16 protein-coding genes are annotated in these 17,454 nt (G+C 68.3%); 7 read left to right on the top strand and 9 right to left on the bottom strand.

All coding sequences use genetic code 11. The annotated features are described in order from the left end of the window. The first annotated feature begins 4 nt into the window (after positions 1-4). Both EV648_RS16855 and EV648_RS16860 read left to right on the top strand, forming a co-directional pair. Positions 5-2,248: a cation-translocating P-type ATPase gene (locus tag EV648_RS16855; protein ID WP_132291744.1), complete on the top strand. Its 2,244-nt coding sequence runs from the start codon at positions 5-7 to the stop codon at positions 2,246-2,248. A gap of 1 nt (position 2,249) precedes the next feature. Further along, positions 2,250-2,780, top strand: coding sequence for a DUF4396 domain-containing protein (locus EV648_RS16860; protein WP_132291747.1), 531 nt, complete (start codon positions 2,250-2,252; stop codon positions 2,778-2,780). Between the two features lie 47 nt (positions 2,781-2,827). Here EV648_RS16860 and EV648_RS16865 read toward each other — a convergent pair whose 3' ends face one another. The 5 genes from EV648_RS16865 to EV648_RS16885 all read right to left on the bottom strand — a co-directional run bounded on the left by EV648_RS16865 (position 2,828) and on the right by EV648_RS16885 (position 9,155). Beyond that, complete coding sequence (locus EV648_RS16865; protein WP_132291750.1) at positions 2,828-4,372, bottom strand: alpha-amylase family glycosyl hydrolase; 1,545 nt, start codon at positions 4,370-4,372, stop codon at positions 2,828-2,830. A gap of 26 nt (positions 4,373-4,398) precedes the next feature. Then, entirely contained in the window at positions 4,399-5,370 is a 972-nt protein-coding gene (locus EV648_RS16870; protein ID WP_132291753.1) for a carbohydrate ABC transporter permease, read from the bottom strand. Continuing rightward, positions 5,367-6,320 carry a carbohydrate ABC transporter permease gene (locus tag EV648_RS16875; RefSeq protein ID WP_241995272.1) on the bottom strand — a complete coding sequence of 318 codons (954 nt, stop codon included), beginning with the start codon at positions 6,318-6,320 and terminating at the stop codon, positions 5,367-5,369. The genes EV648_RS16870 and EV648_RS16875 overlap by 4 nt, the downstream gene beginning before the upstream one ends. Beyond that, complete coding sequence (locus EV648_RS16880; protein WP_241995273.1) at positions 6,320-7,726, bottom strand: ABC transporter substrate-binding protein; 1,407 nt, start codon at positions 7,724-7,726, stop codon at positions 6,320-6,322. Before EV648_RS16880 ends, EV648_RS16875 begins: the two co-directional genes overlap by 1 nt. A gap of 421 nt (positions 7,727-8,147) precedes the next feature. After that, a complete protein-coding gene (locus tag EV648_RS16885) occupies positions 8,148-9,155 on the bottom strand; it encodes a LacI family DNA-binding transcriptional regulator (RefSeq protein WP_132291759.1) in 1,008 nt (335 codons plus the stop codon). A gap of 153 nt (positions 9,156-9,308) precedes the next feature. Between EV648_RS16885 and EV648_RS16890 the strand changes: the two genes are divergently transcribed. The 3 genes from EV648_RS16890 (at position 9,309) to EV648_RS16900 (ending at position 12,230) form a co-directional block, all read left to right on the top strand. Continuing rightward, the gene (locus EV648_RS16890) at positions 9,309-10,544 is read left to right on the top strand and encodes a DUF4032 domain-containing protein (protein WP_132291762.1); all 1,236 of its coding nucleotides are present in this window, start codon (positions 9,309-9,311) and stop codon (positions 10,542-10,544) included. 64 nt (positions 10,545-10,608) lie between these two features. Continuing rightward, positions 10,609-11,121 (top strand): SigE family RNA polymerase sigma factor, encoded by a 513-nt coding sequence (locus EV648_RS16895; RefSeq protein WP_132291765.1) that lies wholly within the window; start codon positions 10,609-10,611, stop codon positions 11,119-11,121. Continuing rightward, the gene (locus tag EV648_RS16900) at positions 11,118-12,230 is read left to right on the top strand and encodes a hypothetical protein (protein WP_132291768.1); all 1,113 of its coding nucleotides are present in this window, start codon (positions 11,118-11,120) and stop codon (positions 12,228-12,230) included. The genes EV648_RS16895 and EV648_RS16900 overlap by 4 nt, the downstream gene beginning before the upstream one ends. Before the next feature lie 12 nt (positions 12,231-12,242). Here the strand turns inward: EV648_RS16900 and EV648_RS16905 are convergent, their stop codons facing one another. From EV648_RS16905 to EV648_RS16920, 4 genes are all read right to left on the bottom strand, one after another. Continuing rightward, entirely contained in the window at positions 12,243-12,638 is a 396-nt protein-coding gene (locus EV648_RS16905) for a type II toxin-antitoxin system VapC family toxin (protein WP_132291771.1), read from the bottom strand. After that, positions 12,638-12,910: a type II toxin-antitoxin system Phd/YefM family antitoxin gene (locus EV648_RS16910; RefSeq protein WP_132291774.1), complete on the bottom strand. Its 273-nt coding sequence runs from the start codon at positions 12,908-12,910 to the stop codon at positions 12,638-12,640. The genes EV648_RS16905 and EV648_RS16910 overlap by 1 nt, the downstream gene beginning before the upstream one ends. A 107-nt stretch (positions 12,911-13,017) precedes the next feature. Continuing rightward, positions 13,018-13,785, bottom strand: coding sequence for an SDR family NAD(P)-dependent oxidoreductase (locus tag EV648_RS16915; protein ID WP_132291777.1), 768 nt, complete (start codon positions 13,783-13,785; stop codon positions 13,018-13,020). Further along, positions 13,782-14,933: an acyl-CoA dehydrogenase family protein gene (locus EV648_RS16920; RefSeq protein WP_132291780.1), complete on the bottom strand. Its 1,152-nt coding sequence runs from the start codon at positions 14,931-14,933 to the stop codon at positions 13,782-13,784. The genes EV648_RS16915 and EV648_RS16920 overlap by 4 nt, the downstream gene beginning before the upstream one ends. Before the next feature lie 85 nt (positions 14,934-15,018). On the opposite strand from EV648_RS16920, the gene EV648_RS16925 reads away from it, so the two are divergent. Both EV648_RS16925 and EV648_RS16930 read left to right on the top strand, forming a co-directional pair. Further along, positions 15,019-15,603 carry a TetR/AcrR family transcriptional regulator gene (locus EV648_RS16925; protein WP_132291783.1) on the top strand — a complete coding sequence of 195 codons (585 nt, stop codon included), beginning with the start codon at positions 15,019-15,021 and terminating at the stop codon, positions 15,601-15,603. 86 nt (positions 15,604-15,689) lie between these two features. Further along, positions 15,690-17,345 (top strand): alkaline phosphatase D family protein, encoded by a 1,656-nt coding sequence (locus tag EV648_RS16930; RefSeq protein WP_132291786.1) that lies wholly within the window; start codon positions 15,690-15,692, stop codon positions 17,343-17,345. Positions 17,346-17,454 lie beyond the last annotated feature (109 nt).

The raw sequence follows: 17,454 nt of genomic DNA on the forward strand, positions 1-17,454 counted from the left end.
CACAATGACCACCCCAGCACCACCGGGCAACTCCGTCGAACTCATCATCGGTGGCATGACCTGTGCCTCCTGCGCCAACCGGGTCGAGAAGAAACTGAACCGGATGGAAGGCGTCACCGCCACCGTCAACTACGCCACCGAGAAGGCGAAGGTGACGTTCGACGAGGGCGTCAGCACGGACGACCTGGTCGCCACCGTCGAGGCGACCGGCTACACCGCCGCGTTGCCGACTCCCCCTGCTGCCGACAGCCCCGAGCCGCCGGATGAGCTCAAACCACTGCGCGAGCGCCTGATCACCAGCATCGTGCTCGCCGTCCCGGTAGTTGCCCTGGGCATGATTCCGGCGCTGCAGTTCGACTACTGGCAGTGGGCCTCGCTGACGCTCGCGGCGCCAGTCGTCACCTGGGCGGCCTGGCCGTTCCACAAGGCCGCCTGGGTGAACCTGCGCCACGGCGCCACCACCATGGACACCCTCGTCTCGCTGGGTGTCATCAGCGCCTTCCTCTGGTCGCTCTACGCGCTGTTCCTCGGCGAAGCGGGCCGGCCCGGGATGACGATGCCGTTCACCCTGATCCCGTCCCGCGGCAGCGGCGCCGAGGAGATCTATCTCGAGGTCGCGGCCGGCGTGACCACCTTCCTGCTGGCCGGCCGGTACTTCGAGGGTCGCGCCAAGCGCCGCTCCGGAGCAGCCCTGCAGGCGCTGCTGGAGCTCGGCGCGAAGGACGTCGCCGTACTCCGCGACGGCGCCGAGGTGCGCATCCCCGCGGACCAGCTTGCCGTGGGCAACCAGTTCGTGGTCCGGCCGGGCGAGAAGATCGCCACCGACGGCGTGATCGTCACCGGCAGCAGCGCGGTGGACGCGTCGATGCTGACCGGCGAATCCGTACCGGTCGAGGTGAGCGAGGGCGACGCCGTCGTCGGCGCCACCGTGAACGCCGGCGGACGGCTCGTCGTCAGGGCCACCCGGGTCGGAGCCGACACCCAGCTGGCGCAGATGGCCCGGCTGGTGGAGGACGCCCAGAACGGCAAGGCAGCGGTGCAGCGGCTGGCCGATCGGATCTCCGGGGTGTTCGTGCCGATCGTGATCGTGCTGGCGTTCGGCACCCTCGCGTTCTGGCTCGGCAACGGGTCTCCGACCGAGGTGGCGTTCACCGCGGCCGTGGCTGTGCTGATCATCGCCTGCCCCTGTGCCCTCGGCCTGGCCACCCCGACCGCGCTGATGGTCGGGACCGGACGTGGCGCGCAACTGGGAATCCTGATCAAGGGCCCGGAGGTGCTGGAGTCCACCCGTCGCGTCGACACCGTCGTCCTCGACAAGACCGGCACCGTGACCACCGGCCGGATGGCTCTGGTCGACGTCCTGCTGGCCGACGGCGAGGATCGCGCCGAGGTACTGCGGCTGGCGGGTGCGCTGGAGCACTCCAGCGAACACCCCATCGCCCAGGCGATCGCCCGCGGGGCCGCTGACGAACTCGGTACCCTCCCCACGGCCGAGGACTTCGGCAACGTCGAGGGCCTCGGAGTACAAGGGATCGTCGACGGGCACGCAGTACTGGTCGGGCGGACGCGGCTCCTCGCGGAGTGGAGCCAGCACTTGCCCGAGGCCCTGGCACACGCCAAGGAACACGCGGAAGCAGAAGGCAGTACTGCGGTAGCGGTCGGGTGGGACGGCAAGGCCCGCGCCGTACTGGTGGTCGCCGACACGGTCAAGCCCAGCTCGGCCGAGGCGATCCGCCAACTGAAGGCGCTCGGACTCCGGCCGGTCCTACTCACCGGCGACAACGAGGCGGTGGCTCAGAAGGTCGCGGCCGAGGTGGGGATCGACGAGGTCATCGCCGAGGTGTTGCCGGCCGACAAGGTCGACGAGGTGAAGAAGTTGCAGGCCGAGGGCCGGGTGGTCGCGATGGTCGGCGACGGCGTGAACGACGCGGCCGCGCTGGCGCAGGCGGATCTCGGGCTCAGCATGGGGACCGGCAGCGACGTGGCGATCGAGGCGAGCGACCTGACCCTGGTCCGCGGCGACCTGCGCTCGGCGGCGGACGCGATCCGGCTGTCGCGGCGGACCCTGCGGACGATCAAGGGCAACCTGTTCTGGGCGTTCGCGTACAACGTGGCCGGGTTGCCGCTGGCGGCCGCCGGGCTGCTGAACCCGATGCTCGCGGGCGCGGCGATGGCTTTCAGTTCGGTCTTCGTGGTGTCCAACAGCCTCCGCCTCCGCCGCTTCCAGCCGCTCACCCCCGGAGAATGAGATGACCCACGACGCACACGAGCATGGAGATCACCAGGCACACGCCGAGCATGGAGATCACCCAGCACAGGCTGCGCACGGAGGCCACGCGCAGGAGCAGAGTCTGACCCGGCAGGCGATCTCGGCGACCGTGCACTGCCTGACCGGCTGCGCGATCGGTGAGGTCCTCGGCATGGTGATCGGCACCGCGCTCGGGCTGCACAACCTGGCGACGGTGGTGCTGTCGATCGTCCTGGCGTTCTTCTTCGGCTACTCGCTGACCATCCGGCCGGTGCTGAAGGCCGGGGTGACCTTCCGGCAGGCGCTCAAGATCGCGCTGGCCGCCGACACGCTGAGCATCCTGACGATGGAGATCGTCGACAACGCGATCATCCTGGCGGTGCCCGGCGCGATGGACGCCGGCCTGGCCTCGGTGCTCTTCTGGGCCAGCCTGGCCGTCTCCCTCGCGATCGCCTTCGTCCTCACCGTCCCGGTCAACCGCTGGCTGATCGGCCGCGGCAAGGGCCACGCGGTGATGCACGCCTACCACTGACACCGGCCCCTTTGCGTCCGAGGAATCCCCCTCGGACGCAAGGGCTTTCAGCGCAGCCAGGCGGTGGTGTCGGAGGGGAGACGGGTCTCCTCCAAGGGAGAACTGGTGAGCAGGATCTCGGAGTACTCCGGGAGGTCGATCGGCTCCGGGGTCAGGTTCACGATGCAGGTGAGACCTTCCCGGGCGAACAACAGCACACCCGGCGCCGAGTCCAGCCAGGTGAGGGTGCCATCGCCCAGAAATTCCCGGCGGATCTTCAGCCCGTCGCGGTAGAGCGCGAGCATCGAGTTCTGGTCCGCCTGCTGCGACTCGACCGTGAGGTTCTTCCAGTCGGCGGGCTGCGGCAGCCACGGCGTACCGGAGCCGAAGCCGAACGGCGGCTCCTTGCCCGACCACGGCAGCGGGACCCGGCAGCCGTCGCGACCACGGTCGGTTCCACCAGAGCGCGCCCACAGCGGATCTTGCAGCAACTCGTCCGGCAGATCCTCGATCTCAGGCAGGCCAAGCTCCTCGCCCTGGTAGACGTAGAGTCCGCCAGGCAGCGCCATCGCGAGCAGGGCCGCAGCGCGAGCCCGGCGCTCGCCCAGTACGGGGTCCGTCTCCATCCCGTGCTTGCGGTCCTGGTGCGAGAACGAGGTGTCAGGACGTCCGTACTTCGTGACCGGCCGGGTGACGTCGTGGTTCGACAGCACCCAGGTGGGTGGTGCTCCGATCGGCACGTGCGTCGCCAGGGTCAGGTCGATGGACGCGCGCAACTCGTCCGCGTCCCACGGGCGCGACAGGAAGTCGAAGTTGAACGCGGTCTGCATCTCGTCGGGCCGCAGGTAGAGCGCGAACCGCTCCTGGTCCGGCATCCACATCTCGCCGACCAGAAAACGAGCTTCGTAGGAGTCGGTGATCTGCCGCCAGCCGCGGTAGACGTCGTGCACCTCGTCGTGATCGGTGTAAGCCTCCTCCACGCTGTCCAGGTCCTTGAAGAGCACTGCCGCACTGTCGATCCGGATTCCGTCGACGCCGCGGTCGAGCCAGAACCTGAGGATGTTGTGGAACTCCTCGACCACCTCGGGATTACGCCAGTTGAAGTCAGGCTGCTCCGGGGCGAACAGGTGCAGGTACCACTGGCCGTCAGGGACCTTGGTCCAGGCCGAGCCGTTGAAGATCGAGTGCCAGTCGTTCGGCGGCAGTCCCCCTTCGCGGCCGTCGCGGAACAGGAACCGCTCCCGCTCCGGTGAACCGGGCGCCGCGGCGAGGGCCTGGACGAACCAGTCCTGCTGGTCCGATCCGTGGTTCGGCACGATGTCGATGATGGTGCGGATCCCCAGCGCGTGCGCCTCGTCGATATAGGCCTCGGCCTCGGCGAGGGTGCCGAAGCTCGGCTCGATCGCCCGGTAGTCGGCCACGTCGTACCCGCCGTCGGCCATCGGGGACGGGTACCACGGGTTCAGCCAGATCGCGTCGATGCCCAGCTCGGACAGGTACGGCAGCTTCGCCCGCAGCCCCGCGAGATCACCGATCCCGTCACCGTTGCCATCGGCAAAGCTGCGCAGGTACACCTGGTAGATCGCGGCTCCGCGCCACCACGTTTCCGACATTGCTTCTCCTTTGGGGGGTTGGGGAATCAGCCTTTGAGGCTTCCGGCGGTGAGGCCCGCCATGATGCTGCGCTGGAACACGAAGAAGACCAGGATCGTCGGCAGGCTGGCGATCACCAGCGCCGCGATCAGCACGTTCTGCGGCATCTGCGCGGACAGCGACGCGATGCCGACGCTGATCGACATCTTGTCGGTCTCCGGCAGCACCAGCAGCGGCCAGACGAAGTCCTTCCAGACCGTCACCACCGACAGGATCGACACCACACCGAGGATCGGCCGCGACACCGGCAGCACGATCGACCAGAGGATCCGCAGCGGCGACGCCCCGTCGATCTCGGCCGCCTCCAGCAGCTCGCGCGGGATCGAGTCGAAGAACCGCTTGAGCAGGAAGATGAAGAACCCGTTCGCTGCCGCCGGCAACCAGATCGCCCACGGCGTGTTCAGCAGGTTCCAGTGGAACAACGGCACATCCTTGGCCACGAGGTACGTCGGCAGCAGGAGCACCATCGGCGGGATCATCAAGGTGGCCAGCATCAGGCCGAGGATGACCTTGCCGAAGAACGGCCGGAGCTTGGACAACGCGTACGCCGCGGTCACGTCCACCGCGAGGGTGAACAGCCACGCGCCTCCGGCGTACAGGGCGGTGTTCCTCAGGAAGACGCCGAGCTGGAGCTGGTCCCAGGCTTCCTTGTAGACGCCGAAGTCGTAGTCCTTCGGGAAGAAGCTCGGAGGGATCTGCGCGAGCTCGTCGGGCGACTTCAGCGCCCCGGTCACCATCCAGTACAGCGGGAAGACGAAGGCCAGGGTGAACCCGATCACCACGACGACCAGCACCGCCCAGTAGGTCAACCTGCCGTGCCAGGACCGCAACGACAACGGCGACACCAGGCTCCTGGACTCGTAGCCGCGCCCCTTGTACTTCTTCTTCCGCGTACTGCGGGACTCCGGCTCCGGTGGGGTTGCCTCAAGCAACGGAGTCGGCTGCACGGTCGTTGTCATCGGCCACCTTCGTTGTCCCGCGAGACGCGCAGGTAGATCGCGGAGAACACCATCAGGACCACCATCAGCATCAGGCCGAGGGCGCCACCGCCACCGAAGTCGCCGAAGTTGAAGGCGTACTGGTACATCAGGTAGGCCACCGTCACGGTCGCGTTCTCTGGGCCGCCACCGGTGAGCAGGTACGGCTCGATGAACACCTGCATCGTCGCCACCACCTGGAGCAGCAGCATCACCAGCAGGATCAGCTTGGTCTGCGGGATCGTCACGTGCCAGACCCGACGGAACAACCCGGCGCCGTCGAGCTCGGCCGACTCGTACAGGTCACCGGGAATGCTCTGCAGCGCCGCCAGGTAGATCAGCGTGCCGGTGCCGAGGTTCATCCAGGTCGAGACGAGGACCAAGGAGATCAGCGCGGTACTGGTGGAGTCGAGCCAGGCCAGCGGTGGGATCCCGAAGACGTCGAGGATCTGGTTGAACAAGCCGGAACCCGGATCGTAGAACCACTTGAACAGCAGCACGGCGACCGCCGGCGGCAGCATCACCGGCAGGTAGACAACGAACCTCAGATAAGCCACCGCGTGCCGCAGCTCGTTGAGGACCACGGCCAGCACGAACGGTACGGCGTACCCGACCACCAGAGCGAGCCCGCTGAAGGCGGCCGTGTTCAGCCAGGCGGACCGGAACGCCGGGTCCTCGATCACGGTGCGGAAGTTGTCGAAGTCCACCCACTTGGCCGGGTCGACGAAGTTGTTCTCCTGGAAGCTGAGGATGATCTCGCGGATCATCGGATACCAGGAGAAGAAGGCGAAACAGATCAGCGCCCCGCAAAGGAACCCGTACGCCGTGAGGTTGCGGCCAACCGCGCGACGCGCCGCGCCATTCTTCTCAAAGGGGTGCGCCGCACCCGGGTGAGGGGAACGGCGCACCGGCGGTTTGGACAGGATCGCCATCAGGTGTTCTTGGCGAGGATCTTGTCTGCCTTGGAGGCGGCGTCAGACAAGAGCTTGTCGATGTCGGCGTCCTTGCGGGTGAGCACTGCCGACATCGCCACGTCGAGCACCGCGTACAGCTCCTGCGCCTTCGGCGGCTCGAGCTTGTTGGTGATGCTGGACTGCGGGGTCACGTACGGGGTGAAGTGGTCAACGGGCACGGTGGCGAACTCCTTGCGCAGCGCGGTGATCTCCTTGCCCGGGGCGGAGTCGCCGTACAGGTCGGGGATCGGCAGGCCGACCGGGCGGCCCTGGGCCTTGGCGCGCTCGTAGTTGAACTGACCCTTGCCCGGCGTGAGCTCGTGGAACTCCAGCCAGAGCAGGCCGGCCTTGATCTTCTCCGGCGTCGCCTTCGGGTTGAACATGTAGCCGTCGCCACCGCTCAGCGAGGCCTTGCCCTCGGACTCCGGCACCGCGGTGACGCCGTAGTCCTCGAACTTGCCCTGGAAGTCGTTGTTGACCGACTGGACCACGTCCGGCGCGCCGATCATCATGCCGAGCTTGCCGGAACCCATCATCCGCATCAGGTCTTCCCACTGCAGCAGTTGCTTGCTGCCCATGGAGTTGTCGTTCCAGCGCATCTGCTTGAGGTTCTCCAGCACGGCCTTGCCCTCGGCGCTGTTGAACGCCGAGCTCTTGCCGTCGTCGCTCACCATCGAGCCACCGCGCGCGTACAGGGAGGCGGCGAAGTGCCAGCCGCCGGTGTTGCCCGCGCTGTACTCACCGAAGCCGGTGTGCCCCGGGCCGATCGCCGCGATCTTCTTGGCGGCCTCCTGCACCTCGGCCCAGGTCTTGGGCGGCGAGTCCGGGTTCAGCCCGGCCTGGGTGAAGAGCTTGCGGTTGTAGACCAGGCCCATGTTGTAGTTGTTGCGGGGCAGGCCGTAGGTCTTGTCGCCGTCCTTGAAGACGCTCTGCACGTCCGGGCGGATGTCGTTCAGCGCCTTCACGCTGCCGACGTACTCGCTGATGTCGGCGGCCTGCTTGGACTTGATGATCTTCTGGACGTCGGTGTAGTAGACGTAGAAGACGTCCTCCTGGGTGCCGCCGGCCAGCTTCGCCTGGAAGGTGTCCGGGTTGATGCAGGGGAACGCGTCCTTGCTCTGGACCGTGATGTTCGGGTGCAACTTCTGGAACGCGGCCACGTCCTCGTCCCACCCGGCCCGTTCCTTCGGGTTGCTCTTCGGCGGCTGACATCCCACGGTGATGGTCACCGGGGCGTCGGCCGCCGCCGACCCCTGGGCAGTCGGCTTCTCCTCGTCCCCGGATCCACAGGACGCGGCCGCCAGGCCGAGCCCTGCCACGAGCAACAGGCTTGCCGGCCGGCGCCAGCCGGCCGCGGACACCCTGCGGTGGCTCGTTGTCCTCATCGATCTGCCCTTCTCGAAACGGCGCCGGTCTGAGCCGGCCCACGATGGCGAGGGCGAGTCCCGCCCCTTGATGTGGTCCGTACCGTAGGCAACCCGACCGGATCAGCGCAATACTTCGATTGCAAGTTGCAAAAACGTGACTGCAAGGCGGAACTCTGAGGTATTACAAAGGAATGGAGCCGGCTGACGCCTACTCCATCCCTTGGTGATCGACCGAGCACTCTTCGTGATCAGGTCAGTTCTGCGGTTGTCCGCCGTTGTCACCCGCCTTGCGCCTAGCCGCGGTGGACCTCCACCGCGTCGGTGGTGATCACGATCGGGCACCCAACTCCGGGCGGCGATGCCATCGCTGTCACGCCGCGGTCGACTCCTCGCCGATGAACGGGGTCAAGTACTCCGTGCCGACGGTGGCGCGGGTTGTTCAGGCTGGGACCGGGGCTTGTTTCAACCGGGCCGTCGACGCGCGGACGACCAGTTCCGGCTCGAAGAGGAGCTCGTCGGCGGGCACCGCGGCGCGCTCGATCAGGGCGACCAGCATGTCCACGGCCGCCCGGCCCATCGCGTCGATCGGCTGCCGGACCGTGGTCAGCGGCGGATCGGTGCAGTTCATCATCGCGGAGTCGTCGTAGCCGATCACCGACACGTCGTCCGGCACCGAGAGGCCGGCCCGGCGGACCGCGCGGATCGCGCCGAGGGCGAGGATGTCGCTGGCGCAGACGATGCCGGTGACGCCTTGCTTGACCAGCCGGGTGGCCGCCGCGTGCCCGCCCTCGAGCGAGAACATCGTGTGCTCGACGAGTTGCGGATCCGCCTCGGGCGAGGCCATGAACGCATCCAGCTTCCGGCGCGACGGGATGTGGTCACGCGGGCCGAGCACCATCCCGATCTTCTGGTGACCGAGCGCGCGCAGGTGACCGATCGCCATCTCGGCGGCGACCACGTCGTCGGACGACACCTGCGGGAAGCCCAGGTGGTCGACGGCCGCGTTGACCAGCACGGTCGGCAGCCGGCGCTCCTTGATCAGCTCGTAGTGCGCGTGCGGCGCGTCCGCCTGGGCGTAGAAGCCGCCGGCGAAGACGACGCCGGAAACCTGCTGCTGCAGGAGCAGGTCCACGTAGTCGGCCTCGGACACGCCACCGACGGTGCGGGTGCAGAGCAAGGAGGTGAAACCTTGCTGCGCGAGCGCGCCGCCGACCACCTCGGCGAAGGCGGGAAAGATCGGGTTCTGCAACTCGGGCAGCACCAGCCCGACAAGCCTTGCGCGATCGCCGCGCAACTGGGTGGGACGCTCGTACCCCAGTACGTCGAGCGCCGTCAGCACGGCCTCGCGGGTCGCCTCGGAGACACCGGGTTTGCCGTTCAGCACCCGGCTCACGGTGGCCTCACTGACGCCGACCTTCTTCGCAACCTCAGCAAGTCGTCGAGTCATGACGCAAACACTACGCCCTTTCCCGCAAGTTCTTGCGTCCACTTGCGTAGCGGACTCGTACAACCGGCTGCGCACCGCCGGCCCGCAGTACAGAGACACAGCCAATTACTGAACGCTCAGCGGTCCGGGTAGTGGAACTGACAGACTGTGGGGGTGCCTCGTTTCGTCGCCACCCGCCCGGACACCGGTCTGCTGTCGCTCCCGTGGGACATCCCGCTGGAGGACTGGCCCGATGACCAGCTGGTCGCGCTGCCTCGCGGTATCTCGCGCCACGTCGTCCGCTTCGTCCGGGTGAACGGCACTGTCTATGCGATCAAAGAGGTGATGGAACACCTCGCGATGCACGAGTACCGGCTGCTGCGCGACCTCGAGCGCCTCGACTCCCCCTCGGTCGAACCCGTCGGCGTGATCACCGACCGGCTGGACCGCGACGGCGAGCCGATCGACTCGATCCTGGTCACCCGGCACCTGCAGTTCTCCCTGCCGTACCGCGCGCTGTTCTCCAGCACGCTGCGGCCCGACACCGTGAACCGGCTGATCGACGCGCTCGTCGCGCTGATCGTGCGGCTGCACCTACTCGGCTTCTTCTGGGGCGACTGCTCGCTGTCCAACACGTTGTTCCGCCGCGACGCGGGCGCTTTCGCCGCGTACCTGGTGGACGCGGAGACCGGCGAGCTGCATCAAGAGATCTCCGACGGGCAGCGAGCACACGACCTCTACACCGCTGAGATCAACCTGTTCGGCGAGCTGTCCGACCTGCAGGCGGGCGGTCTGCTGGACGCCGACATCGACCCGCTGGAGACGGTCGAGTCGATCACCAGCCGGTACGACGCGCTCTGGAAGGAACTGACCGCACCGGAGGAGTTCCACACCGACGAGATGCACCGGCTGGACTCGCGGATCCGGCGCCTGAACGAGCTCGGCTTCGACGTCGCCGAGATCGACATCATCACCGACTGGGACGGCAGTCAGGTCCGGATCCAGCCGAAGGTCGTGGACGCCGGCCACCACAGCCGCCGGCTGCTGCGGCTGACCGGGCTGGACGTCGAGGAGAACCAGGCGCGCCGGCTGCTGAACGACCTGGACGCGTTCGCGGCGGCCACCGACCAGCAGAACGAGGACGAGGAGATCGTCGCGCACCAGTGGGTGAGCGAGGTGTTCGAGCCGGTGGTCCGGACCGTGCCGCGCGACCTGAAGCGCAAGCTGGAGCCGGCCGAGGTGTTCCACGAGGTGCTCGAGCACCGCTGGTTCCTGTCCGAGCAGGCCGGGCACGAGGTCGACACGATGGAAGCGGCCCGCTCGTACGTCGACACCGTGCTGAGCGCGAAGCCGGACGAGAAGCTGACGTTGCCACCGCCACCGATCGCCGGGGCCGAATCGCTCGACTGATCTCCTGGGGCACCTCATGCAACGTCCGAGCGGTCTTCGGCGTGGTAGGGGTGGGAGGTGGCCGATGGCCGACGAGGGGGCGCCGGACTTCGATACGTGGGTGCTGCGGCGGGGCGCCGCGCTGCTGCGGTTCGCGTATCTGGTGACCCGGGACCACAGCCGCGCCGAGGAGGCGGTCCAGGACGCCCTCGTCGCGGCGTACTCGCGCTGGTCCCGGATCCTGCAACACGGCGATCCGGAGGCCTATGTCCGGCGCTCGATCGTGAACGCCGACATCTCCCGCTGGCGGAAGTTCCTCCGGCGGGAGACGCCGGTCGGGGATGCCGCGGTGTTCGACTCGACCGGGGTCGATCACGCCGGCTCGCACGCGGAGCAGGACGCCGTGTGGAACCTGTGCGCCTCCCTGCCGACCAGACAACGCGCGGCCGTGGTGCTGCGGTACTACGAGGGCCTGCCCGACGCGGAGATCGCCGAGATCCTCGGCTGCACCGCGGGCACGGTCCGCTCCCAGATCCACCGAGCCCTCGCGTCCCTGCGAACCACCCTGAGCGTGACCGAGGAGGTCACCCACCGATGACGCCCCACGACGACCCGACCGAGAACCTGATCACCCGGACGCTGGAAGATCACGCGGCCGGCGCCCCGTCCGACGCGAGTCTGCTGACCGGCGTTCACACCCGGCTCCGCCGTCGGCGGAACACCCGCGTGCTCGGTGCCGCAGTACTGGCTTGTGCCGCGGTTACCGCGACGATCACCGCCGGCCAGAGCCTCAACAGCGAGGTCACTCCGGCCAAGGAACCGGTCGCGCCACAGACGATTCCCGCTGCACGGACACAGTCGAACACGGGACTGAGCCTGCGATGGGAGTCCTACAAGACGGTCCAGGTCCTGGTGCCGGCCAGTTGGAAGACGTATGTCTCGGGCCCTGCTCCTTGCTCACTGTCGAGCGGACCGGTGATCGGCCGGCTGAGCCCGTGGCTCGACCGGCAACGCGGCTGTGCGCTCGCCGTCCTCCCGCTGGCGGACCGGCAGGAGTACGTCTGGTTCGACGACGTGCAGAAGCCCGGCATCAAGCAGTACGACGGGGGCTGGACCGAGGAGACCCGCGAGGTGGCCGGCGTCCACGTCAGCGTGCTCTCCCAGAACGACGCGACCCGGCGGGCGATCCTCGACTCCGCGACGCCCATCCTGACGACGGACGAGTACGGGTGCCCCCCGCGCATCGGCGGCGATCAGGCGTTCCACGAGTCGTCCTCGCGGCGGGCGCGAGACGCAGACCTTCGCGCGGTGTCGACGGTCAGCATCTGCGAGTACTGGGGTGGTGGGGTCTCACCCGTGCGGGGACCGACACTCCTCTCCGGCTCCAGGCTCACCGGCGACGCAGCCCGCGCCTTGGCCACCGACCTCACCGACGCCGCCCCGGACACAACCACCCCGGAGACCCTGCCCGGCTGCACCGACGACGGCGGCCGCACCTTCGTCGTCACGATCACCAGCCCGATGGCGAGCTGGCCCAGCCGCCTGAGCTACTCCCCCTGCTTCACCAGCTACAGAATCGGCGAGGGCTCCACCCAACGCACCGCATCCCGACACCTCGTCGACCTGATCCGCACCGGCCCCCACCACCCATCACAACCGACCGACCTCATCCTCATCCCCAACAACAAAACAACCCCCGCCCGCTGACGAGGCAGGTCATCAGCCCGGGCTCGCGGTGGGAAGACCGAGGGCGGTCGCCGTGGCAAGAAGGCGCCGGTCGTAGGTGACGAAGCACGTCAGGTCATCAGCCAGTACGGCGTCCGCGGTGGCAAGGTGAATCGCGTCGAGCGACCGGATGTGCGGATCGATGTACGCCGCCGCGGTGGTCCTGACGAGGTCATCGATCTCGTAGATCGCGATGCGCCCGAGCAGGGCCGGCACCCCTGCCACCAGGGCCGGCTCGGTCCGTCGCAAGGCGCGCGGCAACTCCACCTCCGCCAGGGCGGACGAGACCAGCAACTGCTCCGGCCGGTCCGCGATCCACTCGACCAGAGCATCCGACTCGACCTCGCGGCGGACGAGTTTCACCAGCGCCGCCGTGTCGAGGTAGATCATCAGTAGCGTTCCTCGTCCCGCAGCTCCTCCAGCACCTCACCGGCCTGCTGGTCGGTGCGAACCTCTCCCCTCGGATGCGGGATCGGGCCGGTGGCCTGGGGCAACCTCAGCTTGCCGCTCGCGAGCAACCGGGCCTGCGGCGACGGCTGGGCAGGCACCAGCCGCGCGACCACCACCCCGCGCTCGGTGATCTCGATCTCCTCGCCCTGCTTCACCCGGGCCAGCACTTTCGCCGTCTCCTGGTTCAGCATCCGTACCGGTACCTCGCCCATGGACGCCATTGTAGTACTTATTTGTCAGACACAATCCTCTCGCTGAGAATCACTCAGCAGAGAAGGTACGAGGGTCGGCTGGTCCCGCGGCTCAGTTGTCCACAGGGTCAGCGGGGTGGCATGCGGAGGGCGCCGTCCAGGCGGATCACTTCGCCGTTCAGGAGTTGGTTGGAGACGATGTGGTCCACCAGGGCGGCGTACTCGGACGGGCGGCCGAGGCGGGCCGGGTGGGGGACCTGCTGCTCGAGGACGGCGCGGGCGTCCTCGGGGAGGCCGGCGAGCATGGGGGTCTCCATGGTGCCGGGGGCGATGGTGACCACCCGGATGCCCTTGTCCGCCAGGTCGCGTGCCGCCGTCAGGGTCAGGCCGACGATGCCGCCCTTGCTGGACGCGTACGCCGCCTGGCCGATCTGGCCGTCGTACGCGGCGATCGAGGCCGTCATCACCACGACGCCGCGATCACCGTCCTCGCCGGCGGGCAGGTCGATCATCCGCTCGGCGGCGAGCCGGAGCACGTTGAAGGTGCCGATCAGGTTGACTTCGATCACCTGCCGGAAGGTTGCCAGCGGCAACGGACCCTTGCGACCGACGATCCGGCCCGGGGTGGCGATGCCGGCGCAGGTGACCACCAGGCGCAGCGAACCCAGCGACGCGGCCACGTCCAGGGCAGCCGTCACCGCGGTCTCGTCGGTGACGTCGGTGGGCACGAAGACGACCCGATCCCCGAGCTCGTCCGCGATCGCCTTGCCGGCCGAGGACGGGAGGTCGCAGATCACCACACCGGCGCCGGACTCGGCGATCCGGCGAACGGTGGCTTCACCGAGCCCGGAGCCACCACCGGTGACGAGCGCGACCTCGGACGGGCCAAGCTTCATCGAACACTCCTGAGCAGGTCGCGGCTGATCACCAGCCGCTGGATCTGGTTGGTTCCTTCGAAGATCTGGGTCACCTTGGCCTCGCGCATGTACCGCTCGGCCGGGAACTCGCGGGTGTAACCGTAGCCACCGAGCACCTGGACCGCGTCGGTGGTCACCTTCATCGCGGCGTCGGTGCAGATCAGCTTGGCGATCGCCGCCTGCTGGGTGAACGGCCGGCCGAGGTCGCGCCGCCGGGCGGCCTGCACGTACGTCGCCCGGGCCGACTCCACCGCGGCAGCCATGTCCGCCAGCAGGAACTGCAGCCCCTGGAACTCCGCGATCGCGTGCCCGAACTGCTGCCGCTCCAACGCGTACGACGCGGCGACATCGAGCGCGGCCTGGGCCAGCCCCACGGCGCAGGCGGCGATCCCGAGCCGGCCCGAGTCGAGCGCGGACAGGGCGATCCGCATGCCGTCACCCTCAGAGCCGATCAGGTTTGCCGCGGGCACCCGGACGCGGTCGTAGTTGACCAGCGTCGTAGTCGAACCGGTCAGGCCCATCTTCCGCTCGGGCGCCCCGAAGCTGAGGCCCTTGGCGTCAGCGGGCACGTGGAACGCGGAGATTCCGTGCTTCGGATCGGCCGAGGTCCGGGCGAAGGTGGTGTAGAAGTCGGCGTGCGAGCCGTGGGTGATCCACGACTTGGTGCCGTTGATCACGTAGTAGTCCCCGTCGCGAACAGCCTTCGTGGTCATCCCGCTGATGTCCGAGCCCGCCTGCGGCTCCGACAACGCGTACGCACCGAGCAGTTCGCCGCCGATCATGTCGGGTAGCAGCAACTCGCGCTGGTCGGGCGTCCCGAAGGTGGCGACCGCGTAGCTCGTCATGGTGTGGACCGACAACCCGACGCCGACCGACATCCAGGCGGCGGCGATCTCCTCGAGCATCTGCAGGTAGACCTCGTACGGCTGCTCGGCGCCGCCGTACTGCTCCGGATACGGCAGGCCCAGCAGTCCGGCCTTGCCGAGGGTCCGGAAGGCGTCCCGCGGGAAGGTCTCGGTTTCCTCGGCCTTCGCCGCGTACGGCGCGAGCTCGTTTGCGCACAGATCCCGGACCAGGCCCAGCAGGTCGGTGGACTCCTCGGTCGGGAGCAAGCGATCGACAGCCATCAGGCACCCCTCTCAACAGCTGACGAAATGATACTCCTCTTGATACTGAAGACCATAATTCCGTATCGTTCTATGCTGTCTCGATATGACAACAGTCGTCCCGGGACGCCGCACCCGCAGGCAGTCCGAGCTGCTCGACCGGCTTCTGTCCCTGTTCCTGACCCAAGGCTTCAGCCGGTTCACCCTGGACGACCTGGCCGCGGAGCTGCGCTGCAGCAAGACGACCCTGTACGCGTTGGCGCCGAGCAAGGAACAGCTCGCCGTCGAGGTGGTCAAGCACTACTTCAAGAATGCCACCGCGGAGGTCGAGTCCGCGGTCGGCAAGCAGACCCGGCCCGACCGCCGGATCGCCGCCTACCTGAACGCGGTCGCGGACGCGCTCCGGCCGGCCACCCGCACGTTCCTGGACGACGTGGCGACCTTTGCCCCGGCCCGGTCCGTGTACGAGCGGAACACCCGGATCGCGGCGGACCGGGTCCGGTCGCTGATCGAGGAAGGCATCGCCAGCAAGGCGTTCCGGCAGGTCGACATCGGCTTCGCCGCGGAGATGGTCGCGCACACGATGCAGGCGATCCAGCGCGGCGACATCGCCCGGCGGACCGGCCTGACCGACGCCGAGGCGTACCGCGAGCTCGCCTCGTTCGTCCTGCACTCCCTCCGGCACGACTGACCCGGCGCGGCTTCGGCAGCGAAGCTGACTTCGGCGGCACGTCTGGACCTGACCTCAGGTTGGGTATCGGCTGTAGCGTGCTTGAGGTGCAGCAGACCACCGCCGACCTCAAGCTGGGGCCCCTTCTCCGGTACGTCGACCAGACGCGCGCCACCGTCTGGGTGGAGACGACCCGACCCTGTCAGGTGGAGATCCTCGGCCACCGGACGAGCACCTGGTCCGTGCACGGACACCACTACGCGCTGATCCTGATCGAAGACCTCGAGCCGGCCACCGCGACGCCGTACGAGGTGCACCTGGACGGGGCGCAGGTGTGGCCGCCGGCCGAGACGCCGTACGGGCCGAGCGTGATCCAGACGCCGAAGGCGGACGGGAGTTTCCGGCTGACGTTCGGGTCGTGCCGGCGGTCGGCGCCGTTCGACGAGCAGGGGTTCAAGGACTTCGGCCCGGACGCCCTCGTCGCGCTGGCCGAACGGATGGCCGGTGGGGACGACGAGCGACCGGACGCACTGCTGCTGCTCGGCGACCAGGTGTACGCCGACGACCCATCGGACGCGGTACTCGACAAGCTCCGCGAGGCGCACGGTGGCCGGCAGGGATCCGAGGTGGCCGACGAGATCGGCAACTTCGAGGAGTACACCTGGCTCTACGACGACTCCTGGCTGACTCCGGCCGTCCGGTGGCTCTTCTCCACGGTCCCGCTGTGCATGCTGCTCGACGACCACGACCTGCGCGACGACTGGAACACCTCGCTCAGCTGGCGCCGCTGGGTCACCTCGCAGCCGTGGTGGCACGACCGGGTCGTCGGCGCCTACGCGTCGTACTGGGTCTACCAGCACCTGGGCAACCTCTCGCCGGAGCAGCTGGACAAGGACCCGACATACGCGGCGATGCGGGCACTCGAGGACGACGACGAGCGCACCTCCTACCTGGACGCCTTCGCCTGGGAGGCGGACGAGGACGCGGCTTCAACCCGCTGGAGCTACTACCGGGACTTCGGGGCACGCTCACGCGGAGTACGGCTCGTTGCCGTCGACTCCCGGTGCTCTCGGCATCTGGAGCCGGAGGAACGGGCGATGGTCGACGCGCACGAGTGGGAGTGGGTCCGCCGGCACACCGTCCACGCCACCCAGCCGATCCACCACCTGCTGTTCGCCTCCACCCTGCCGTTCCTGCTGACGCCGGGGCTGCATCACCTGGAGGGCTGGGACGAGGCGGTCTCGTCCGGCGCCTGGGGACCGCGCGCCGCCCGGATCGGCGAGCGGATCCGGCAGGGCATGGATCTGGAGCACTGGGCGTCGTTCCGGAAGTCCTTCGACGAGCTGACCGACCTGTTCACCGATCTGGTCCGCGGCGAGAACGCGCCGAAGTCGATCCTGATGCTGTCGGGCGACGTGCACTGCAGCTACCTGACCGAGGCCGACCTGAACACCGTCGACCATCCCGGTACTGCGATCCGCCAGCTGACCATGTCGCCCTTCCGGAACCCCGTCGGCAAGCACATCCAGGTGGCGAACAAGTTGCTCGACAGCCGCGGGATGACGGGCCTCCTGCGCCGGCTGGCCCGCTCCGCGGGAGTACGGGACGTCGCGGCCACCTGGCGTACGGCGTACGGGCCGTGGTTCGACAACGGGGTGATGAGCGTGCGGGTGTCGGGCGACGAGTGGGCGGTCGAGGTGGAGCACGCCGCGCTGGAGGAGCAGCGGCAGGTGCTGCGGCGGACCCTGACGTACGGAGGTTAACCCTACGCTCCGGTACTACCTGAATACTCAGGGACATAATGGGTATGGCTGACCAGGTTGAGCCAAGGACGCTCCCGCCCCGAGCGCGTCCTTCATCGTGAGGAGGCCG

This window comes from Kribbella sp. VKM Ac-2568 (assembly GCF_004345365.1).
Classification (GTDB): domain Bacteria; phylum Actinomycetota; class Actinomycetes; order Propionibacteriales; family Kribbellaceae; genus Kribbella; species Kribbella orskensis.

Excerpts from the sequence above, each read along its gene's own strand:
- EV648_RS16900 (WP_132291768.1), top strand. The coding sequence starts at position 11,118 with ATGACGCCCCACGACGACCCGACCGAGAACCTGATCACCCGGACGCTG.
- EV648_RS16870 (WP_132291753.1), bottom strand. The coding sequence starts at position 5,370 with ATGACAACGACCGTGCAGCCGACTCCGTTGCTTGAGGCAACCCCACCG.
- EV648_RS16885 (WP_132291759.1), bottom strand. The coding sequence starts at position 9,155 with ATGACTCGACGACTTGCTGAGGTTGCGAAGAAGGTCGGCGTCAGTGAG.
- EV648_RS16915 (WP_132291777.1), bottom strand. The coding sequence starts at position 13,785 with ATGAAGCTTGGCCCGTCCGAGGTCGCGCTCGTCACCGGTGGTGGCTCC.
- EV648_RS16875 (WP_241995272.1), bottom strand. The coding sequence starts at position 6,320 with ATGGCGATCCTGTCCAAACCGCCGGTGCGCCGTTCCCCTCACCCGGGT.
- EV648_RS16865 (WP_132291750.1), bottom strand. The coding sequence starts at position 4,372 with ATGTCGGAAACGTGGTGGCGCGGAGCCGCGATCTACCAGGTGTACCTG.
- EV648_RS16895 (WP_132291765.1), top strand. The coding sequence starts at position 10,609 with ATGGCCGACGAGGGGGCGCCGGACTTCGATACGTGGGTGCTGCGGCGG.
- EV648_RS16910 (WP_132291774.1), bottom strand. The coding sequence starts at position 12,910 with ATGGGCGAGGTACCGGTACGGATGCTGAACCAGGAGACGGCGAAAGTG.
- EV648_RS16925 (WP_132291783.1), top strand. The coding sequence starts at position 15,019 with ATGACAACAGTCGTCCCGGGACGCCGCACCCGCAGGCAGTCCGAGCTG.
- EV648_RS16920 (WP_132291780.1), bottom strand. The coding sequence starts at position 14,933 with ATGGCTGTCGATCGCTTGCTCCCGACCGAGGAGTCCACCGACCTGCTG.
- EV648_RS16880 (WP_241995273.1), bottom strand. The coding sequence starts at position 7,726 with ATGAGGACAACGAGCCACCGCAGGGTGTCCGCGGCCGGCTGGCGCCGG.
- EV648_RS16905 (WP_132291771.1), bottom strand. The coding sequence starts at position 12,638 with ATGATCTACCTCGACACGGCGGCGCTGGTGAAACTCGTCCGCCGCGAG.
- EV648_RS16860 (WP_132291747.1), top strand. The coding sequence starts at position 2,250 with ATGACCCACGACGCACACGAGCATGGAGATCACCAGGCACACGCCGAG.
- EV648_RS16855 (WP_132291744.1), top strand. The coding sequence starts at position 5 with ATGACCACCCCAGCACCACCGGGCAACTCCGTCGAACTCATCATCGGT.